We start from the raw sequence: 16,830 nt of genomic DNA on the forward strand, positions 1-16,830 counted from the left end.
AACGCATTTCACTCTGCTGGGCGTGGCTTCGTTAGGCGCACGCCCGCTCCGCCTCCGTTTTCTGGAATGAAGGCCACTCCAGCATGTTCGAAAGTCATTTTTAGAAGCTTAAGATTCGATATTCGCATTTCTCCTCCTTTTTCAAAGGCGCGAACTGAAACAACACTCATCGAGAGACGTTGAGCGAGCTCCGCTTGTGTCCAATCCAGTAGGCCTCTTGCGGCGCGACATTGTGCAGCTGTGATCAAAACTTACCTTTTTAGAAAGTTTAAGCTTGAAAACATAAGTTATAAGGCTTATGTTCATGGTGGATTGAATCCTTGAGTCACAAGTTACCAAGGGGCATATGATCATGTCCAGAGAAGTGAAGCCTTTGCCACACAGCGGTACACGTTATGGAGCGCTCGAAAGGCTGATCGTAGATTATGAACGAGCATACGCTCAATTCCTTCGTACAGCTGATTCAAATACGGACCTTCGTTCAAACGGAGCTGCTTTTGAGGTGCTCGAAAGTAAAGTGTACGAATTTCTTGAATTTCCATGCGGAACGTTAGATTCTATAAGAAGAAAAATAGATTTCGTACTGGCTGATTCAGATATCTATCTTTTCCTGTTAGAGAATGAAGGTAATAATAACGATTACTTAAGATTATTCCTCACATCTCTTGTCGCAGGGAGACGAATCTGAATTCCGCCCGCACTTATTGTTTCGGACTAGGCATTCTCGATTGCTGTTGATTGCAGAGACAGCTTGCAAAAAGCAAGCGACAATCGAAATTTAGTATATTAGAGTGAACATAAGGCAGTGACGCGTTGCCTTGGGGCATGCAAACCCCTGTTAGCGGTTGGTGTTGGCCGTTACAACACCACACTCCTTGACCTTCTGGTCGGGGAGCCTGTGGCATATGCAACAGGCCTCCGGCTAAAGGCTACAGGGCCGCCTAACACGGTTTGCAACTCCCCGATCACCAAGGGGTCAATGAGCATTGAAGCGGGGGCGTACCGCGGATGCTTCAATTGGAAACCGTGAACATGGCTTTTACCAAACATGAAGCCGCGCATGGCTTTACCTTCTATACCTACACCTATGGAGACGATCTGCGACACTGCGCGCGGCAGTTTTACGGATCGCAAGATGAGGCACGAGAGGATCTCGTAGACTTCCGAACGTCTTTGATAAAAGATCAGGATCGAGATCGACCAATACCGGACATGAAGATCGTTCGGCTTCGCACTCGACCCGTAACCCAAAAGACCCTGATTGATCTCTTTAACGGAATGCACGGCGATTTGGGCGGCTTTATAAAGTCCCGCGAGATTGTTGAAGTGGTCACCGAGCCGCAACTTGCATCTCGGCGTTAACATTTTCGGAAGTTTTTGAACACAGTTCGGCGGCTGATGCTGTTCGAATGGATTCTTTGGGTCCATTTATCCATGGGCCGGCGCGCTTGAGGGCCTTCGGTTGACGCTCTGGATACGGCCTTCAACTAAGGGCATTTCTTAGGCGACAACACCTAATACAGGTTTGCCAAATGTGAGGCCGTTCACCTTCTCCACGATTCCACGCGCGTCGATACCGAAGTGTCGATATAGATCGCCAATCGTTCCCGTCTGCCCGAAATGTTCAACGCCAAGGGGAATTGTCTTATGACCAGTAACCGAACCGAGCCAGGACAAGGTCGCGGGATGTCCATCGATGACCGTGACGAAATTGCAGTGTGCTGGGACATCCTTCATGAGTGTTTCGACGTGGCACTGAGCTTGTGTGAGACCCCGAGCACGAGCACGTTGTGCAGCGGTCCAGCCAGCATGCAACCGGTCCGCAGACGTTACCGCTAATACACCAATATCGCGCCGACCCTCACCGATGATACCGGCGGCTTTGATAGCCTCGGGCGCGATCACGCCCTGATATGCAATGATCACCTCGCAATTTGGTCCAGGTTCACGCAGCCAATAGGCGCCGTCAACCGTGCCCTGTCGGAACCTTTCATCCAGTCGCTTGGCTGGTTGCTCGATCGGGTTGGTTGAAAGCCGTAAATAAACCGACCCACCGGTTTCGTCTCTTAACCACGTCCTCTCATCTGGGTCGCTGCTTCCGTCTCGCTGCATGTAGTCGAAAGCCCATTTCATGATAACCGCAAGTTCGTCTGCGAATGCAGGCTCAAAAGCAGCGAGTCCATCCTGGGACATCCCAATCAAAGGAGATCCAATCGATTGGTGGGCACCACCCTCGGGCGCCAACGTGACACCAGAGGGCGTTCCCACGATCATGAACCGTGCATCCTGATAGCAGGCATAGTTCAACGCATCGAGGCCGCGCGCAACGAATGGGTCATAGACAGTACCAATAGGCAACAAACGTTTGCCGAAAAGTGAATGTGATAGGCCGGCTGCGCCTAATAGTAGGAAAAGGTTCATTTCCGCTATGCCCAATTCGATGTGCTGGCCGGCCGGTGTAAATTCCCATTTTGCGGTTGAGGGTATTTTCTGATCAATGAAAGTGTCAGGACGTTTTTCGCGCGCAAACAGTTTTCGACGGTTGACCCACGCTCCGAGATTAGTCGTTCCCGTAACGTCCGGTGACATCGTTACAATTCGCGCTGCGAGTTCCGAATCTGTTTTCGATAATTCATCTAGTATTTTGCCGAAGGCCGTCTGCGTTGAGATTTCTCGTTCGTTACCTGCTGGGATCGCGGGAACCGCGATGTGAGCATCACGGTAACGGCGCGGGCCGTTGGCAAAAAATGGAACGGCGTCGAGGAAATCCTGCAGCTTTTGTGGGGCTGCAACGGTTTCCCATTTATCCCATTCCTTCCCTTCCTGAATACCCATAAACGCTTGCCACTCGGCCATTTGGGCCTTGGTCATGAGGCCGCCATGATTGTCCTTATGCCCGGCAATGGGCGTACCCCATCCCTTTATTGTGTATGCGAGAAAGCAAACCGGCCGGTCATGATCGATCGCAGAGAATGCGTCGGCCATGGTGCTCACGCAATTGCCGCCAAGATTTTCCATCAGTTCGGCAAGTTCAACGTCATTGCGCCGCTCGATTAGCGCAGTGACATCACCCTGGTCGCCGAGATCGTTCATGAGATGTTTGCGCCATACGGCGCCACCCATGAAGGTGAGTGCGGAATAAAGCTGATTTGGACAGTTATCGATCCATTCGCGAAGGCGTTCGCCGCCCGGCTCGTTAAATGCTGCGCGTTGCAGCACACCATACTTAATCTTGACAATATCCCAGCCAAAAGCCTCGAAGATATCTTCGATCCGCCGAAACAAACCTTCTTGGACGATTCCGTCTAGCGATTGTCTATTATAATCAATAATCCACCAAGTGTTGCGTAAGTCGTGCTTCCAGCCCTCCTGTAGACATTCGTAGACGTTGCCTTCATCCAATTCGGCATCCCCAACCAATGCGATCATACGGCCGAGGTCCAGGTCCTTGCTCCAGCTTTTTGCAGCGATATAGTCTTGTATCATCGAGGCAAAAGACGTGATCGCGACACCCAGCCCCACCGACCCGGTCGAGAAATCGACATCATCAATATCTTTGGTGCGACTGGGATAGCTCTGTACTCCGTGGAAACCGCGAAAGTTTTCCATGTTCTGTCGCGTTTGGTTGCCCATGAGGTACTGAATTGAGTGAAAGATTGGTGACGCATGCGGTTTAACGGCAACGCGATCTTGCGGACGCAGCGCAGAAAAATAAAGTGCGGTCATGATCGACACTAGAGAGGCCGACGACGCCTGATGTCCTCCCACCTTAATTCCATCCTCCTTTGGGCGGATGTGGTTTGCGTGATGGATCATCCAATGTGATAGCCACAGCAGTCGTTGTTCGATCGTCTTGAGATATTCGTGCTTCATATTCGCTCTCTCATTGCGGTCACATATGATTGGCTTGCAGAATATGGGCCGCGCTTAGTTGAGTTGGGAACGTGGTTGAGTGCTCGAAGATGCCGCGACGCCTTCTTTGCTATCACGGCATGTTTTTCAGGAGGGACGACGGACGAGCCAGCCCCCGATGTTCTTGAGCAAAGGTACGATCAGGATAGTCAGCGTGAATAGGATCAGACAGATGCTGATCGGGCTTTCGACGAAAATCAACGGACTGCCTTCGCCGAGAATAAGACCCTGTCGCAGATTTTCCTCAAGAAGAGAACCAAGTAGAAATGCCAGCAGGAGAGGCGCCATGTCGAAGCCAGCCCTACGTAATCCATAGGCTACAAATCCGCATCCGATCACGACGCCGACGTCAAACATGCTGTTGCTCAGGCTGAAGGCTCCTATGACGCAAAACAAGACGATAAGTGGAGCCAGGACCGTCTGAGGTACTTTGAGCAAAAGGACAAAAATGCGGATCAGGGGGACGTTGAGAACGACGAGCATGGCGTTTCCGATCAACATGCTAGCCACAATACCCCAAAAGAGTTGCGGATGTTCGGAGATAATTTGCGGGCCGGGGACGACATTTTGCATCAGGAGCGCGCCCATAATGATGCCGATTACCGCGTTGGCGGGTATGCCGAGACATAGCATCGGAATGAAGCTCGCCTGTGCAGCAGCATTATTGGCACTTTCTGGACCAGCGACGCCTTCTATCGCCCCTTTGCCAAATCGCTCAGGTGAACGGGAAAGTTTTTTCTCCATGAGGTAACTTGCAAATCCGGCGACGAGCGCGCCGCCACCGGGCAGCAGTCCCAGGAAAAAACCGAGAATTGTGCCGCGCGCAATTGGTCCACTTGACGCTTTCCAGTCGTCCCGATTAGGCAGGAGGTCACGTAGCCGATAAGAGGGCATTTTAGTTGTTTCCTGCGCTTCTTTACGCTGGATCAGCATCAAGACCTCACTCATGCCAAACAAGCCCATTGCCAGTATGGCGATGTTGAAACCGTCGCGCAGATAGCTGATTTCAAAGGTGAACCGCTCCTGTCCAGAAATCAGATCGACGCCGACAGTTGAAAGAAGAAGGCCAAGCGCCACCATGGTCCACGCACGGATACGCGGTCCTTCACCAACGCTGGCGGCAAGCACAAGGCCCAACAGGACAATTGCTGACTTCTCGACCGGCCCGAATGCGAGGGCAACTGTTGTGAAAGCTGGTCCAACGATTGCGATTGCCAGTGTTGCGGAAATTCCTGCGATAAAACTCCCAAATGCACTGATGCCTAGCGCAGCGCCGGCGCGGCCTTGTTTGGCCATTGGATAGCCGTCAAAGCACGTCATCACGCTTGAGGCCTCTCCGGGAACGCGCATAAGGACGGAGGTTATAGAACCACCATATTGCGATCCGTAATAGATACCAGCAAGCAGGATAATTGCGCTTGTTTGGTCGAGCGCCATGGTAATAGGCAATAACAAACTGACCGTTGCCGATGGACCCAGACCAGGAAGAACGCCTACAGCCGTACCTAATACTGCGCCCAAAAACGCCACGGCGATATTGGTTGGCTCGAGCGCAATGCCGAGGCCCATGATGAGTTGGGAAAGAGAATCCAGCATCACAGTCTCCAGACGCCATGTGGTAGGGGAACGGAGAGAAGAATTTCAAAAAGGAGCCAGGTTGATATAGCCACGGCGGCCGCGAAAAATCCCGATATGTGCCACTTTATGCGCTCAATGAACAACAATACTCCTGCGAGGAATAAAAACGCGGCCGCTACAAATCCGAGGAATTCCAGAAAGACGCAGAAAAGAGCGAGCGCTACGCAATAGGCGACGACACGCTGAATCTCGATTGGGTCTTCGCTCGATGTAATTTGCGTTGTGCAAAGCAAACTGGTGACAATCAGCAACAGAGAAGCCAGAAAGGGAAATAGGCCCGCTGCGGGTTCCCGGTTTTCCCAAAGGTGCATGCTAAGGCTGCTTGCTGCTGCACCAAGGCCGATTGTTGATAGCGTGTAGGGAACGAAACGAGACAGGTTCATAGGTGTGCCCCCATCGCTTCGATCTGAAGTCCTATGCTGGTATATCCTTCCTTGACCATGCGGGTGAATTCCTCGCTCTTTTGGAACAAAGCATAGCCATTAATCAGTTTTAAAAAATCTGCATACATTGGGCTCGCGACCATTTCCCCAATCGCTGCCTCCCACCACGACACGATTTCGGGAGGTAGTCCTACGGGACCGAAGAGGCCGTATGATGCTGGGACTGCGATTGGATAGCCCCTCTCCGCAAAACTAACGATGCCTTCCGGGCCCGCTTTCGGGTTTGGGCTGGTTTCGGCCAACAATCGCACGGATCCGGCTGCCAAATGTGGTCCGAAATCTGACGACACGACCATGTCGATGTGGCCTCCAAGAAGTGCGGTTACAGCATCGGCACCTCCCCGAAAGGGTACGAATGTCGCTGTCGCTTTCTCCTGGCGAAACGCTGCGTCGGTCGCAATATGAGCAAGTCCTCGCGGCGCCGCGGTCGCCCATTTCAACTTTTTTGGATTTTTGCGGCAAAAATCCAGCATTTGGTCCCAGGTTTCATAGGGGCTATCATTACGGACGAAACAAGGAACGGAAATGCCCGCATAGCTCGCAATAAAGGTGAAGTCTCTTGTTGTGTCGTAAGGTACCCTCTGCAGATGAGGTGCAACCAGCACTGGACTGGCTGAGTACAACGATAGGATTGAGCCGTCGGGTGGTGCTCTGCGCACCTGGTCGGTGGCGATTGTCCCTCCCGCTCCGGGACGGAAATCCGGCATGGCAACGAGACCGCGATTTTGTTTCACGTAATTTGTCACGACACGAGACGCGATATCGCCCGCACCACCTGCTGCAAAACCGACGATCAGCATTGGATTATTGGCGGGGTAAGCTTTCGAAGCTGACCATGCCAAATGTGGGCCTGATCCAATAAATAAGGCCGTCATGGCCAGAAATTCCCGTCGTCTCATGTTCGTTCCCTTTCAATTTAATTGTTGGGCGACTTGCGTATGAGTATTTCCTAGCTAGTTGGCGAAATGCCTGAAGGCATCATCGATGTTGGTGAAGCGTGGGAGAACCTTGCTTGAAACAGATTTGTCGATGTCTTTCAGGCCGGAGGCGGTGACAATCGCGACGACACTTTCGTCTTCTCGGATTATGTTATGGCGTCGCGCTGCCGCCACAGCAGCCACAGGCATCACGGAGGAAAGCTCAAGGAATGTGCCTTCGGTGGCGGCTATTCGCTCTTGAAACGCAATCAGGCCGTCATTGCTGACTGGAACTGCGATGCCGTTTGAAGCGCGTAGTGCATTGAGAGCTTGATACGTGCTCCGTGTTGCTCCGACCGATATGGCGAGTGCGTTGAAAGAAGCGGACATGTCTGGAATTTGATCTATTTCCATTTCAAGCGCTTTAGCGAGAGAACCATGCGCTTCCGCTGCAAGAAGCCTTGGCATCCGGGAGATCATTCCGCATGTTATCAACTCACGAAAGCCGAGCCAGGCACCTGCTATTGCGTCTCCGTAGCAGACCGGAAAAGCACACCAGTCCGGCACGTTCCCATGAAACTGTTCGATAATTTCATAGGCGAGGGTTTTGTAACCCTCGATGCCGATCGGATGGCTGCCAACAACCGGATGCCTATAAGGTGATGTCGCAAACCAGCCATAGCGTTGGACGCCCTCGGCGAGAAATGGCCAGCGGTCCTGTTTGTTTTCAAAGGGTACGATTTTTGCGCCATACTTTTGGATTTGCGAGAGCATGGGACCCGCAGAACCGGCAATGGTCGCAACGACGCATTCTAAGCCCGCACGCGCGGCATAGGCTGCCAGCGATGCACCGGCATTTCCGCTTGAACTCGTCGCGACGACGGGTGCACCTGCCTCTACTGCGGCCGTAACTGCAACGGTTGAGAACCGATCCTTGTGTGACCAGGTCGGATTGTAGCCCTCATTCTTGATGAAGAAATTGGGCGTGCCGATTACGGCCCCAATTCGTTCGGAGCGAAGGAGTGGCGTTAAACCTTCGCCAAGCGAGACTGCTCTACTTTCATCGAAAGGGAGCCTTTCAGAATAACGCCAAAGCGACGGTAGATCGGACCTCCCATTGTTTATAAATGTTGCCGGAAATGGTGCGCGATAAAGAACTCTCAAATTTGAAGAAGCGGTGTGCAGACATGACGGGCAACCGCGGGAATCGATTGGCAGATCGATTGGAAATTCGCTGCCGCATCGATAACAGGAATATGCTACTATCTGGTGCGTCATCACAGCACCAAGAGGTTGTCGCCGTTGTTGGTCAGCATTTCCGCGCCGGTTGAACGGACGACGAGCATGTCCTCGACTTGAAGGCCAACATGTCCCAATTCGTAATAGGGCGTCTCGATACAGAGAACCATTCCCTCTTCGAGAATATCGGCGCTGCCGGCAGAAAGAAGCGGAAGATCATATCCATCCAGGCCGATTCCGTGCCCAACGTGACTGCGTTGGTAGTGAGGAATGCCCTCCTTGCGGACCGTATCGACAACAATGTCAAAAATTTTCGACGCTACAATGCCAGGACGAATTTGCTCTATGCCGCGCTGAACGCCACGATTCAAAGCGTTGTATTTGGTTTGAATGTCCTGTGATGGTTCGCCGAAGCTAACATTTCGTGCAATGTCTGCGCGATAATGCTTAAAATGGCCCCCGACATCGAAGCGGATTATGTCACCGTCTTTAAGACGGCGATCCGAAGGCTGGACGTTCATGAGCGCGCTACGCTCTCCAAAGCCGATGCACCCCAAAACAGGAAAACCATCTTCCACAATCGTCTGGCAATGAAATGCTCTGGCGAAATCGCGTTCTGTCACGCCAACGCCTGCGACACCGAGCGCCGCCGTAATGGACCTTTCGGTGATCGCGCCAATGGTCGCGAGACGCTCAATTTCTTCTGTGGTCTTGATGGCGCGTATCCATCTAAATATTGCTGCGGCAGTAATCCAGGTGACGTCGGGCAACTTGCTTTGAAGTTTTTCCATGTCACCGGGCAGCAGTCCGACTTCATCGATACCGATGCGTGCCTTAGTCAATTTCAGTGAACGGATTTCCGCCACAAGAGCATCGAGCGCATTGCCCTCGTCGGGCTGTTTGAAGAGCTTTTCCTGTCTCAAACTTACAGTGTCGAGTTTCGCCGATGGCTCTATGTCGATGGTGAAAGAACCAAACCGGCGAACTTTTGTTTGCACATCCTGATCAGCAAGAAGATCAAGTGTAGATGTTCCTGTTATGACAATCGAAGGCGGGGTAGCAGATTCCGATGTGAGAAGCGCAAAGGCCTGTGGGCCGCGCCTGATCCATTGTGGCAGACACCAAAATCCGCTTGAGTATAGAACGTTTTCTGGTGAGGTGGCCACAATAGCGGCCAGGTCATGCTTCGTCATCATGGCGTGGAGACGCTCTTCATGTAACAACATTGGGTATCTCTTCCTCCTCTGAAATAGACTTTCCCTCGAAGCCCAATCCCTTCGATACGCGGTGCGCAGCTGCAGTGACGCTTCGTGCGACATCGCCGATTTTAACTTTTGGATAGACCGCGCGTGGAAATGCGATGCTGAGAGCAGCTGTTACAAAGCCGGCAGCATCATAGATCGGAGCGCCAACCGAGATGACGCCCTCCAGGTTTTCCGAGATGGCCGTGGCATAGCCGAGCGAGCGGCCCAGACGCAGTTGCTCGACCAATTTATCCACGTCCACGACTGTTCGTTCGGTGAGTCGTTTGAGCGGTTCGCGGCCAAGTAACTCCGAAATCATCGTGTCACTCATGCCGAACAGCAATGCTTTGCCGAGTGCAGTGGAATGCAACATCATCGCTTCACCGGGATGAGCTCTAATAACGACCGGGCTGTCGGACTGTACGGCAAGTACATAGATGCCGACCAATCCTCGCCTGACACCGAGGAAGCCGTTGAAACAGCCCCCGGCCGCTAACTCCTTGAGCTCCCTTTCCGCGAGCACCAACAGCCTGTCTCGTTGGAAAACATGTTGCGCGAGCCCAAGCACTGCATAGCCGATCTGATAGCGGCGACCATTTTCCTGTTCCACATATCCTTGCGCGGCCAATGTGTTCAGAAGCCTTTGGGCGACAGACGGGGTCAATTCTAGCCGTCGAGCAATTTCTCGGACCCCCAGCGGTTCAGGAGTGTCCTTGAGCAGGCCCAGGATTAGCAAACCTTTTTCTAGTGAGAGATTATTACTCATCAAGTGTTCCTATTATAAGAACAGTGTTCCATTTAATGAACATTAAAGTCCTCGGATCGTCTCGGTGTCAAGCAGAATGTTCACTATAGTGTGTCGTCATATAATGTACGCCCCTGCGACCGTCGCGGCATGGATATACGCTCGGTCATTGGACTCAACGTTCTGAGAATCCGGCGTGAACGCCGTTTGACGCAAGAAGAACTGGCGTTCCGCTTGACCTCGACGCGCGCTTATATAAGTGGGTTGGAGGCGGGTAAGCGTAACCCGACTATTTTGACGCTCGTACAGCTTTCCGAGGCGCTTGGTGTCGACCTCGATGATCTTCTGCGTCGCAATCAAAAGATTGATAAATAATAGAAAATTTACAACGCCGTACCATTTTTTTCTCTGGTCTGTATGTTGCGATCAATGAGACGTTCGGCGCTGATTTGCATGGCTAGGGATAGAGCTTCGATCGTATCGAGAGTGGGCGAGCATTCCTCACGCTCAAGCTTGCCAATGAAATTTCGGTCAAGTCCGGCGAATTCGGCCAGGCGTTCCTGTGTAAGGCCGGATTGCTGGCGACAAAGTCGCAAATTTCGCGCAAAGATAGCGGTTAATCTCATAATCAATAGCAATCCAGATTACGCGTTGTGTGGCCACCTATTATAATAATCAAACGCTCTTTACAGACTTGCAATTGCGATGTTTCAAAAGGTACTTCTAATAGTAGAAAGGCCGATGTTCGACCGAATAGAAGTGAAAAATCTGCTTCGGTGCTGCGGTCAAATAAGAAAGTGAAAGACTGAACATATCCAGTCAGTTTAACTTCTGTATCGGCCGTCCAATTAGAGGCGCAACGGTTGCAAAGTGATGGAAGATATAGACTCTACACTCGAAGAGTCCTGACTGCGCAGGAGAGAAATGTACTTTACTGGACGGCAGAAGGAAAAACACAATGGGAAATTTCTGTTATACTCGGTATTGCGGAAACAACAGTAAAAACGCACTTAAAAAATTCGCGTATCAAGCTAGAGGCCTCGAACAAGACACACACGGTTGTCAAAGCCATTCGCCAGTCTGAGCTTCCGCTATTCGACAGGCTACATTGGCTGACCATTGAAGGTAAGCAAGCATCTACGATCGATAGCAAGGATGATTTGAACGCAAGAACGGGCTCACGAGTACCAAGCCGGGGTGTCAGTCGCCCCCAATTGGCAAAAATCCTTCAAAAAGTCGACGAGTGGATTAAGGAGGCTCATACCCCAGTGGAACTTTTTGCTGCGTTGGATCGAGGCTGTACCGTTCTCGGGTTCGATGCAGTCATGCTTTCATGTCACAAGTCGACCAAAGAGGCGTTATTGCTTAACCCTACTTACTCCACCATCCCGCTGGATGTCATGAGGGAATATAAGCGCCAGAACTGGATTGAGAATGATGTCCTTCTACCTCACATCATTGGGGGCAGCCGCGCATTCATCTGGGACAGCACGTTCGATCGGTATCGAGACCCTCGTGGTCAGGGGTTTCTCCAGTTTCTAAAGCAATTCCGATTGGCAACGGGGATTTTAGTCCCGCTCGAAGATGAAGAGGGTTTTAAGAGTTTCGTGTCGTTGCACGCATATTTTCAGACGCAATTTGATCTCAACCTCATCGACGCGATCGAAGCGTTTGGGAAAAATGCGAAGAAAAAGGCAGATGAATTAGGAATATAGTCAGCTTTACGAGTAATCCAGATATTCTTTTTGGAAAGGGATGTCCCATGCAGGAAACGAATGCGGAAGCCTTTATCCGTTCAATGGACCCAACGAGGGTATCCAGAAAAATAGAAGAAAAGGTCACGCCCTTGTGCAGCTCCGTATTGCACGGAGAGTGTGCGACTTTCTATTCTCTATCCAATGGAAAAGCCGCAATCAAAACCGCAGATAATGGCATTGTAGTATGGGTTTCGGCGCGAAACATTGTCGATTTCTATGGTATTCTGACGGTCATTTCGGGCTACATATACCTAGCCATATCCACCTTGACTCACATCCATTGGCAACCAGCAAATCGTGCGCCTTTTCAGAAATTCTGAAGCTCAGCACAAAATGTCAGTTGGTCGAGCGAATTTGGGAAAAGACCTCGGGCACAAATTCGAACTGGCGGGCTGTGCCTCTGCCCATGGAGTTCTTGCCCAACGTCTCTCTCAGGATGCTCCGCTGCATTAGAACGTCCATTGTCTCAATGACGCCCCCGCGCGTCAATCCGGTGAAATTCGTGACGCTGGTAAGGGTCAATGGCTCGTGGGCCTGGTGCATTATATAGAGGATGTTCACGAGACCGATCTGTTTAACGCGGGATTGTGGTGTTTCACCCACGAGGGGCTTTTCGAGGATCTCTCGAATAGCGAAAGCCGCCAGCGCTTGGCTTTGTAATCGATTAGTTAAGAAGCTTGTCACGGTGTTAACATTTGCGGTTTTTTGTATTGATGCTGATGGCAACGCAACTAAGCATCAATAAATTGGATGTCGAGGTAGGTCATTGGTGCGGGAGGGCTTGCTCCTAAAGTTGGTCGCAGCAGCAAGTGGTTCCACCCGACCACCTTCAATCCCATGTTCAGCGTTGGTGCCAATGAACAACGATGCAAGGTTTTCTGCGCATAGCAAATCCGAATGATCTAACGCAATATTCTGCTACCAGTCTCAAAAAGCGGATTGGTCGCATATTTTTTCATCGTCTCGCCAACAAAGCTAACTCGCCCCCCCCCCCCACCGATCCGCTCTAATCGATTCTATTGTCGCGGCCCGTGCTTTTTGGTTGGCAGCGGCCCTGCGGATCGCATAAGCAACGGAAAGCAGGTTCTGGGAGTACTTGCAATTGTTGCAAGCCTTTTTTGAACCGGTCCTGCATAAAGGGAGGCCATAATGGCGAAGTGGGTGTACACATTCGGCGACGGCAAGGCAGAGGGCGCTGCGAGTGATCGCAATCTCCTCGGTGGCAAGGGAGCGAACCTGGCTGAGATGAGCAGCCTTGGTCTGCCCGTACCGCCCGGCTTTACGATTACCACCGAGGTCTGCACCTATTATTACGACCACGACCGCAATTATCCGTCTGAACTGGACGAACAGGTGCGTTCCGCGCTTTCCCATATTGCCAAGGTGACCGGCCGCAATTTCGGCGATGCCGACAAGCCGCTTCTGGTGTCGGTTCGTTCCGGCGCGCGGGCTTCCATGCCCGGCATGATGGATACCGTGCTCAATCTCGGCCTCAATGACGAAACCGTGCAGGCCATCGCTCGCGAAGCCGGTGACGAGCGCTTCGCCTATGACAGCTACCGTCGTTTCATCCAGATGTATTCGGATGTGGTGCTTGGCGTCGATCATGGTTTCTTCGAAGAAATTCTTGAAGACAAGAAGGACGATCTCGCGGTCGATGTCGACACGGCGCTGATGGCTGAAGACTGGAAAGACGTCATCTCGCTCTACAAGGCCAAGGTCGAGGAAGAGCTGGGTCAGCCTTTCCCACAGGACCCGCACGAGCAGCTTTGGGGCGCCATCGGTGCTGTTTTCTCCAGCTGGATGAATGCGCGCGCCATTACTTATCGCCGTTTGCACAGCATTCCGGCGGCCTGGGGCACGGCGGTCAATGTGCAGGCCATGGTGTTCGGTAATATGGGCGAGACCTCCGCCACGGGCGTGGCCTTCACCCGCAATCCGTCGACCGGTGAGAAGAAGCTTTACGGTGAATTCCTCGTCAATGCGCAGGGTGAAGACGTGGTGGCGGGCATTCGCACGCCACAGAACATCACCGAAGAAGCGCGTATCGCTGCCGGTTCCGACAAGCCGTCGCTTGAAAAGGTGATGCCGGAAGCCTTTGCCGAATTCCTGAAAGTCGCGGATCGGCTGGAACAGCATTATCGCGACATGCAGGATCTGGAATTCACCATCGAGCGTGGCAAGCTCTGGATGCTCCAGACCCGTTCGGGCAAGCGCACTGCCAAGGCTGCCTTGAAAATGGCGGTCGAAATGGCTGGCGAAGGGCTGATCACCGAAGAAGAGGCCGTGCTGCGCATCGATCCGGCGGCGCTGGATCAGCTGTTGCACCCGACCATCGATCCCCGCGCCGAGCGCCAGATCGTCGGTCAGGGCCTGCCTGCCTCGCCGGGCGCTGCGACGGGTGAAATCGTCTTCTCGTCGGAAGATGCCGAACAGGCAAAATCGGAAGGCCGCAAGGTCATTCTGGTTCGTATCGAGACCAGCCCGGAAGACATTCACGGCATGCATGCGGCAGAAGGCATTCTGACGACACGCGGCGGCATGACCAGCCATGCGGCGGTCGTGGCGCGCGGCATGGGCAAGCCTTGCGTTTCGGGTGCAGGATCGTTGCGCGTTGATTATCGCAACGGCACCATGCTGGCTGCCGGACAGACCTTCAAGAAGGGTGATGTGGTCACCATTGACGGTTCGAGCGGGCAGGTGCTGAAAGGCGCCGTTGCCATGCTCCAGCCAGAGCTTTCCGGTGACTTCGGCCAGCTGATGGAATGGGCCGACCGCCAACGCCGCATGAAGGTGCGCGCCAATGCGGAAACCCCTGCCGATGCCCGTACGGCACGGTCTTTCGGCGCGGAAGGCATTGGCCTTTGCCGTACCGAGCATATGTTCTTCGAGGGAAGCCGCATTGTTGCGATGCGCGAAATGATCCTCTCCGACAATGAAGAAGGCCGTCGCGCAGCGCTGACCAAGCTTTTGCCGATGCAGCGTTCGGACTTTGCCGAGCTGTTCGAAATCATGAAGGGACTGCCGGTCACGATCCGTCTGCTCGATCCGCCGCTGCATGAATTCCTGCCGCATACGGATGAGGAAGTTGCCGAAGTGGCCAGCTCCATGGGCGTGGATGCAGTGAAGCTGCGCGAGCGCGCCGAAAGCCTGCACGAGTTCAACCCGATGCTCGGTCATCGCGGCTGCCGTCTGGCGATTTCCTATCCGGAAATTGCGGAAATGCAGGCGCGGGCGATTTTCGAGGCTGCCGTTGAAGCAGGCAAGAAGACCGGCGAGCCGGTCGTGCCGGAAGTCATGGTGCCGCTGGTCGGTCTCAAGGCGGAGCTGGATTTCGTCAAGGCGCGCATTGATGCCGTGGCGCAGGATGTCATGAAGGAAGCGGGCGTCAAGATCGACTATATGGTCGGCACGATGATCGAACTGCCGCGTGCCGCCTTGCGGGCAGCAGAAATTGCCGAGACGGCAGAGTTCTTCTCGTTCGGCACCAACGACCTGACCCAGACCACTTTCGGCATTTCGCGTGATGATGCGGCAGGCTTCCTCACCACCTATCAGCAGCGCGGTGTGGTGGAGCAGGATCCGTTCGTGTCGCTCGATGTTGATGGCGTGGGTGAACTGGTGCAGATCGCTGCCGAACGCGGACGCAAGACGCGCTATAAGATCAAGCTTGGTATTTGCGGCGAGCACGGTGGCGATCCGTCGTCGATTGCTTTCTGCGAACAGACCGGGCTCGATTATGTATCCTGCTCGCCGTTCCGCGTGCCGATTGCCCGTCTGGCAGCGGCGCAGGCCGCAGCGCGCAAGGCGTAATGTCAAAATAAAGCGCCCCTTAGAAAATAGGAGCGCTTTTGCGGCAAACTCTGTTGGAAATCAGCCGGACGGGCTGGTTTCCGCTGCTGCATTTATCGGTAAAAATATCTATAAAACAAATGGTTAGCGTGCCTGTTCGGTTCAGTCGGATCGGCGCACTGGACAATATTACCCGACGTATTAAAATCCTCCGAAATTTACACTTTCAGAAGAACGGGCCATGCGTCGTTTCATTTCTGCGGCGGGGGCCGCGCTTGTTTTCACGTGCAGCGCGGCAGGCGCTGTAGAGGTTTCACCGCAGGATGCGGCAAAGCCGGAGAAAATACACATTGTCGAGCCGCAGCTGCATATCGCACGCGGCGGGGCTGCTGCACCACAGGTGGCGCTGACGCTTGATGCCTGCATGGGCAAGACGGATCACCGCATTCTCGATACGCTCGTCAAGGAGCGTATTCCCGCCACGATTTTTGTGACCGGGCGCTGGTTGAAACAAAATCCTGAAGCCTTTGCTGTGATGAAGGCCAATCCCGATCTGTTCGCGATTGAGGATCACGGCGCCATGCATGTTCCGGCCATCACCAATGCGCCGACCATGTATGGCATCAAGACTGCCGGATCGCTCGACGCCGTCCGCTCGGAGATCGAGGGTGGATCGACGGCAATTGTCGGGGCAGGTGCGCCAAAGCCGCAATTCTATCGCGACGCCACGGCCCGCTATTCAACCGACGCCGTGGCGTTGGCCACAAGCCTTGGCTACAAGATCGGCGGTTATTCGCTGAATGGAGATCAGGGCGCTTCACTGCTCGCGCCAACAGTGGCGCGGCGGATTTCGGCGGCACGCGATGGCGATGTGATCATCTCGCATATCAATCAGCCGACACGCTCGGCGGGCGAGGGCGTTGCCAAGGGCATCGTGGCGCTGAAAGCAAAGGGCATGAAATTCGTGCTGCTGCGCGATGTGGAAACATCGACAACGCTGAACCCGGTCCCGGCGCATAATCTTCAGGCGGGTGTTCCGGCAGCAAAAAAGCCTGTCGCGGAAAAGGTAAAAGCGAAAGTGGATGCGGGGAAATAGTGCATCTGGCCAAATGCATCCATTTGGCTTTGCAAAGATGCGCTCCG

At 53.2% G+C, this 16,830-nt stretch carries 17 protein-coding genes; 7 read left to right on the plus strand and 10 right to left on the minus strand.

The annotated features are described in order from the left end of the window. Nucleotides 1-8: 8 nt before the first annotated feature. Nucleotides 9-248, minus strand: coding sequence for a helix-turn-helix transcriptional regulator (locus QBD01_RS04245; RefSeq protein WP_109368523.1), 240 nt, complete (start codon nt 246-248; stop codon nt 9-11). Between the two features lie 104 nt (nt 249-352). Between QBD01_RS04245 and QBD01_RS04250 the strand changes: the two genes are divergently transcribed. Next, nucleotides 353-688, plus strand: a complete 336-nt coding sequence (locus tag QBD01_RS04250; RefSeq protein ID WP_280991723.1) for a hypothetical protein — start codon at nt 353-355, stop codon at nt 686-688. A 344-nt stretch (nt 689-1,032) separates the two neighbouring features. Continuing rightward, nucleotides 1,033-1,362, plus strand: coding sequence for a hypothetical protein (locus QBD01_RS04255; protein WP_244597159.1), 330 nt, complete (start codon nt 1,033-1,035; stop codon nt 1,360-1,362). Nucleotides 1,363-1,500: 138 nt separating this feature from the next. Here QBD01_RS04255 and QBD01_RS04260 read toward each other — a convergent pair whose 3' ends face one another. The 7 genes from QBD01_RS04260 to QBD01_RS04290 all read right to left on the minus strand — a co-directional run bounded on the left by QBD01_RS04260 (nt 1,501) and on the right by QBD01_RS04290 (nt 10,159). Beyond that, entirely contained in the window at nt 1,501-3,873 is a 2,373-nt protein-coding gene (locus QBD01_RS04260) for a transketolase (protein ID WP_280991724.1), read from the minus strand. A 126-nt stretch (nt 3,874-3,999) separates the two neighbouring features. Then, nucleotides 4,000-5,508, minus strand: coding sequence for a tripartite tricarboxylate transporter permease (locus QBD01_RS04265; protein ID WP_280991725.1), 1,509 nt, complete (start codon nt 5,506-5,508; stop codon nt 4,000-4,002). Beyond that, nucleotides 5,508-5,933, minus strand: a complete 426-nt coding sequence (locus QBD01_RS04270; RefSeq protein ID WP_280991726.1) for a tripartite tricarboxylate transporter TctB family protein — start codon at nt 5,931-5,933, stop codon at nt 5,508-5,510. The genes QBD01_RS04265 and QBD01_RS04270 overlap by 1 nt, the downstream gene beginning before the upstream one ends. Next, a complete protein-coding gene (locus tag QBD01_RS04275) occupies nt 5,930-6,892 on the minus strand; it encodes a tripartite tricarboxylate transporter substrate binding protein (protein WP_280991727.1) in 963 nt (320 codons plus the stop codon). The genes QBD01_RS04270 and QBD01_RS04275 overlap by 4 nt, the downstream gene beginning before the upstream one ends. A gap of 54 nt (nt 6,893-6,946) precedes the next feature. Continuing rightward, on the minus strand, nt 6,947-8,188 hold the full coding sequence (locus QBD01_RS04280; RefSeq protein WP_280991728.1) for a pyridoxal-phosphate dependent enzyme: 1,242 nt from the start codon (nt 8,186-8,188) through the stop codon (nt 6,947-6,949). Next, nucleotides 8,188-9,375 (minus strand): Xaa-Pro peptidase family protein, encoded by a 1,188-nt coding sequence (locus QBD01_RS04285; RefSeq protein ID WP_280991729.1) that lies wholly within the window; start codon nt 9,373-9,375, stop codon nt 8,188-8,190. Before QBD01_RS04285 ends, QBD01_RS04280 begins: the two co-directional genes overlap by 1 nt. Next, nucleotides 9,362-10,159, minus strand: a complete 798-nt coding sequence (locus QBD01_RS04290; protein ID WP_280991730.1) for an IclR family transcriptional regulator — start codon at nt 10,157-10,159, stop codon at nt 9,362-9,364. Before QBD01_RS04290 ends, QBD01_RS04285 begins: the two co-directional genes overlap by 14 nt. A 129-nt stretch (nt 10,160-10,288) precedes the next feature. Between QBD01_RS04290 and QBD01_RS04295 the strand changes: the two genes are divergently transcribed. Next, nucleotides 10,289-10,513 carry a helix-turn-helix domain-containing protein gene (locus tag QBD01_RS04295; protein WP_109368533.1) on the plus strand — a complete coding sequence of 75 codons (225 nt, stop codon included), beginning with the start codon at nt 10,289-10,291 and terminating at the stop codon, nt 10,511-10,513. Nucleotides 10,514-10,521: 8 nt separating this feature from the next. On the opposite strand, the gene QBD01_RS04300 is transcribed toward QBD01_RS04295, so the two are convergent. Next, nucleotides 10,522-10,764: a helix-turn-helix transcriptional regulator gene (locus QBD01_RS04300; protein ID WP_280991731.1), complete on the minus strand. Its 243-nt coding sequence runs from the start codon at nt 10,762-10,764 to the stop codon at nt 10,522-10,524. A gap of 237 nt (nt 10,765-11,001) precedes the next feature. On the opposite strand from QBD01_RS04300, the gene QBD01_RS04305 reads away from it, so the two are divergent. Beyond that, nucleotides 11,002-11,853 carry a LuxR C-terminal-related transcriptional regulator gene (locus QBD01_RS04305; protein ID WP_280991732.1) on the plus strand — a complete coding sequence of 284 codons (852 nt, stop codon included), beginning with the start codon at nt 11,002-11,004 and terminating at the stop codon, nt 11,851-11,853. Between the two features lie 47 nt (nt 11,854-11,900). Beyond that, nucleotides 11,901-12,215, plus strand: coding sequence for a hypothetical protein (locus tag QBD01_RS04310; protein WP_280991733.1), 315 nt, complete (start codon nt 11,901-11,903; stop codon nt 12,213-12,215). A 16-nt stretch (nt 12,216-12,231) separates the two neighbouring features. Here QBD01_RS04310 and QBD01_RS04315 read toward each other — a convergent pair whose 3' ends face one another. Next, the gene (locus QBD01_RS04315) at nt 12,232-12,579 is read right to left on the minus strand and encodes a transcriptional regulator (RefSeq protein ID WP_280991734.1); all 348 of its coding nucleotides are present in this window, start codon (nt 12,577-12,579) and stop codon (nt 12,232-12,234) included. A gap of 465 nt (nt 12,580-13,044) precedes the next feature. Between QBD01_RS04315 and ppdK the strand changes: the two genes are divergently transcribed. Both ppdK and QBD01_RS04325 read left to right on the plus strand, forming a co-directional pair. After that, the gene (ppdK, locus tag QBD01_RS04320) at nt 13,045-15,708 is read left to right on the plus strand and encodes a pyruvate, phosphate dikinase (protein WP_280991735.1); all 2,664 of its coding nucleotides are present in this window, start codon (nt 13,045-13,047) and stop codon (nt 15,706-15,708) included. A gap of 220 nt (nt 15,709-15,928) precedes the next feature. Next, nucleotides 15,929-16,783 carry a polysaccharide deacetylase family protein gene (locus tag QBD01_RS04325; RefSeq protein WP_280991736.1) on the plus strand — a complete coding sequence of 285 codons (855 nt, stop codon included), beginning with the start codon at nt 15,929-15,931 and terminating at the stop codon, nt 16,781-16,783. Nucleotides 16,784-16,830 lie beyond the last annotated feature (47 nt).

Origin of the sequence: Ochrobactrum sp. 19YEA23 (assembly GCF_029909865.1) — a bacterium.
Lineage (GTDB): Bacteria > Pseudomonadota > Alphaproteobacteria > Rhizobiales > Rhizobiaceae > Brucella > Brucella gambitense.

Excerpts from the sequence above, each read along its gene's own strand:
- QBD01_RS04310 (WP_280991733.1), top strand. The coding sequence starts at position 11,901 with ATGCAGGAAACGAATGCGGAAGCCTTTATCCGTTCAATGGACCCAACG.
- QBD01_RS04290 (WP_280991730.1), bottom strand. The coding sequence starts at position 10,159 with ATGAGTAATAATCTCTCACTAGAAAAAGGTTTGCTAATCCTGGGCCTG.
- QBD01_RS04300 (WP_280991731.1), bottom strand. The coding sequence starts at position 10,764 with ATGAGATTAACCGCTATCTTTGCGCGAAATTTGCGACTTTGTCGCCAG.
- QBD01_RS04270 (WP_280991726.1), bottom strand. The coding sequence starts at position 5,933 with ATGAACCTGTCTCGTTTCGTTCCCTACACGCTATCAACAATCGGCCTT.
- QBD01_RS04265 (WP_280991725.1), bottom strand. The coding sequence starts at position 5,508 with ATGCTGGATTCTCTTTCCCAACTCATCATGGGCCTCGGCATTGCGCTC.
- QBD01_RS04280 (WP_280991728.1), bottom strand. The coding sequence starts at position 8,188 with ATGACGCACCAGATAGTAGCATATTCCTGTTATCGATGCGGCAGCGAA.
- QBD01_RS04325 (WP_280991736.1), top strand. The coding sequence starts at position 15,929 with ATGCGTCGTTTCATTTCTGCGGCGGGGGCCGCGCTTGTTTTCACGTGC.
- QBD01_RS04275 (WP_280991727.1), bottom strand. The coding sequence starts at position 6,892 with ATGAGACGACGGGAATTTCTGGCCATGACGGCCTTATTTATTGGATCA.
- QBD01_RS04250 (WP_280991723.1), top strand. The coding sequence starts at position 353 with ATGTCCAGAGAAGTGAAGCCTTTGCCACACAGCGGTACACGTTATGGA.
- QBD01_RS04295 (WP_109368533.1), top strand. The coding sequence starts at position 10,289 with ATGGATATACGCTCGGTCATTGGACTCAACGTTCTGAGAATCCGGCGT.
- QBD01_RS04260 (WP_280991724.1), bottom strand. The coding sequence starts at position 3,873 with ATGAAGCACGAATATCTCAAGACGATCGAACAACGACTGCTGTGGCTA.
- QBD01_RS04285 (WP_280991729.1), bottom strand. The coding sequence starts at position 9,375 with ATGTTGTTACATGAAGAGCGTCTCCACGCCATGATGACGAAGCATGAC.
- QBD01_RS04255 (WP_244597159.1), top strand. The coding sequence starts at position 1,033 with ATGGCTTTTACCAAACATGAAGCCGCGCATGGCTTTACCTTCTATACC.
- ppdK (WP_280991735.1), top strand. The coding sequence starts at position 13,045 with ATGGCGAAGTGGGTGTACACATTCGGCGACGGCAAGGCAGAGGGCGCT.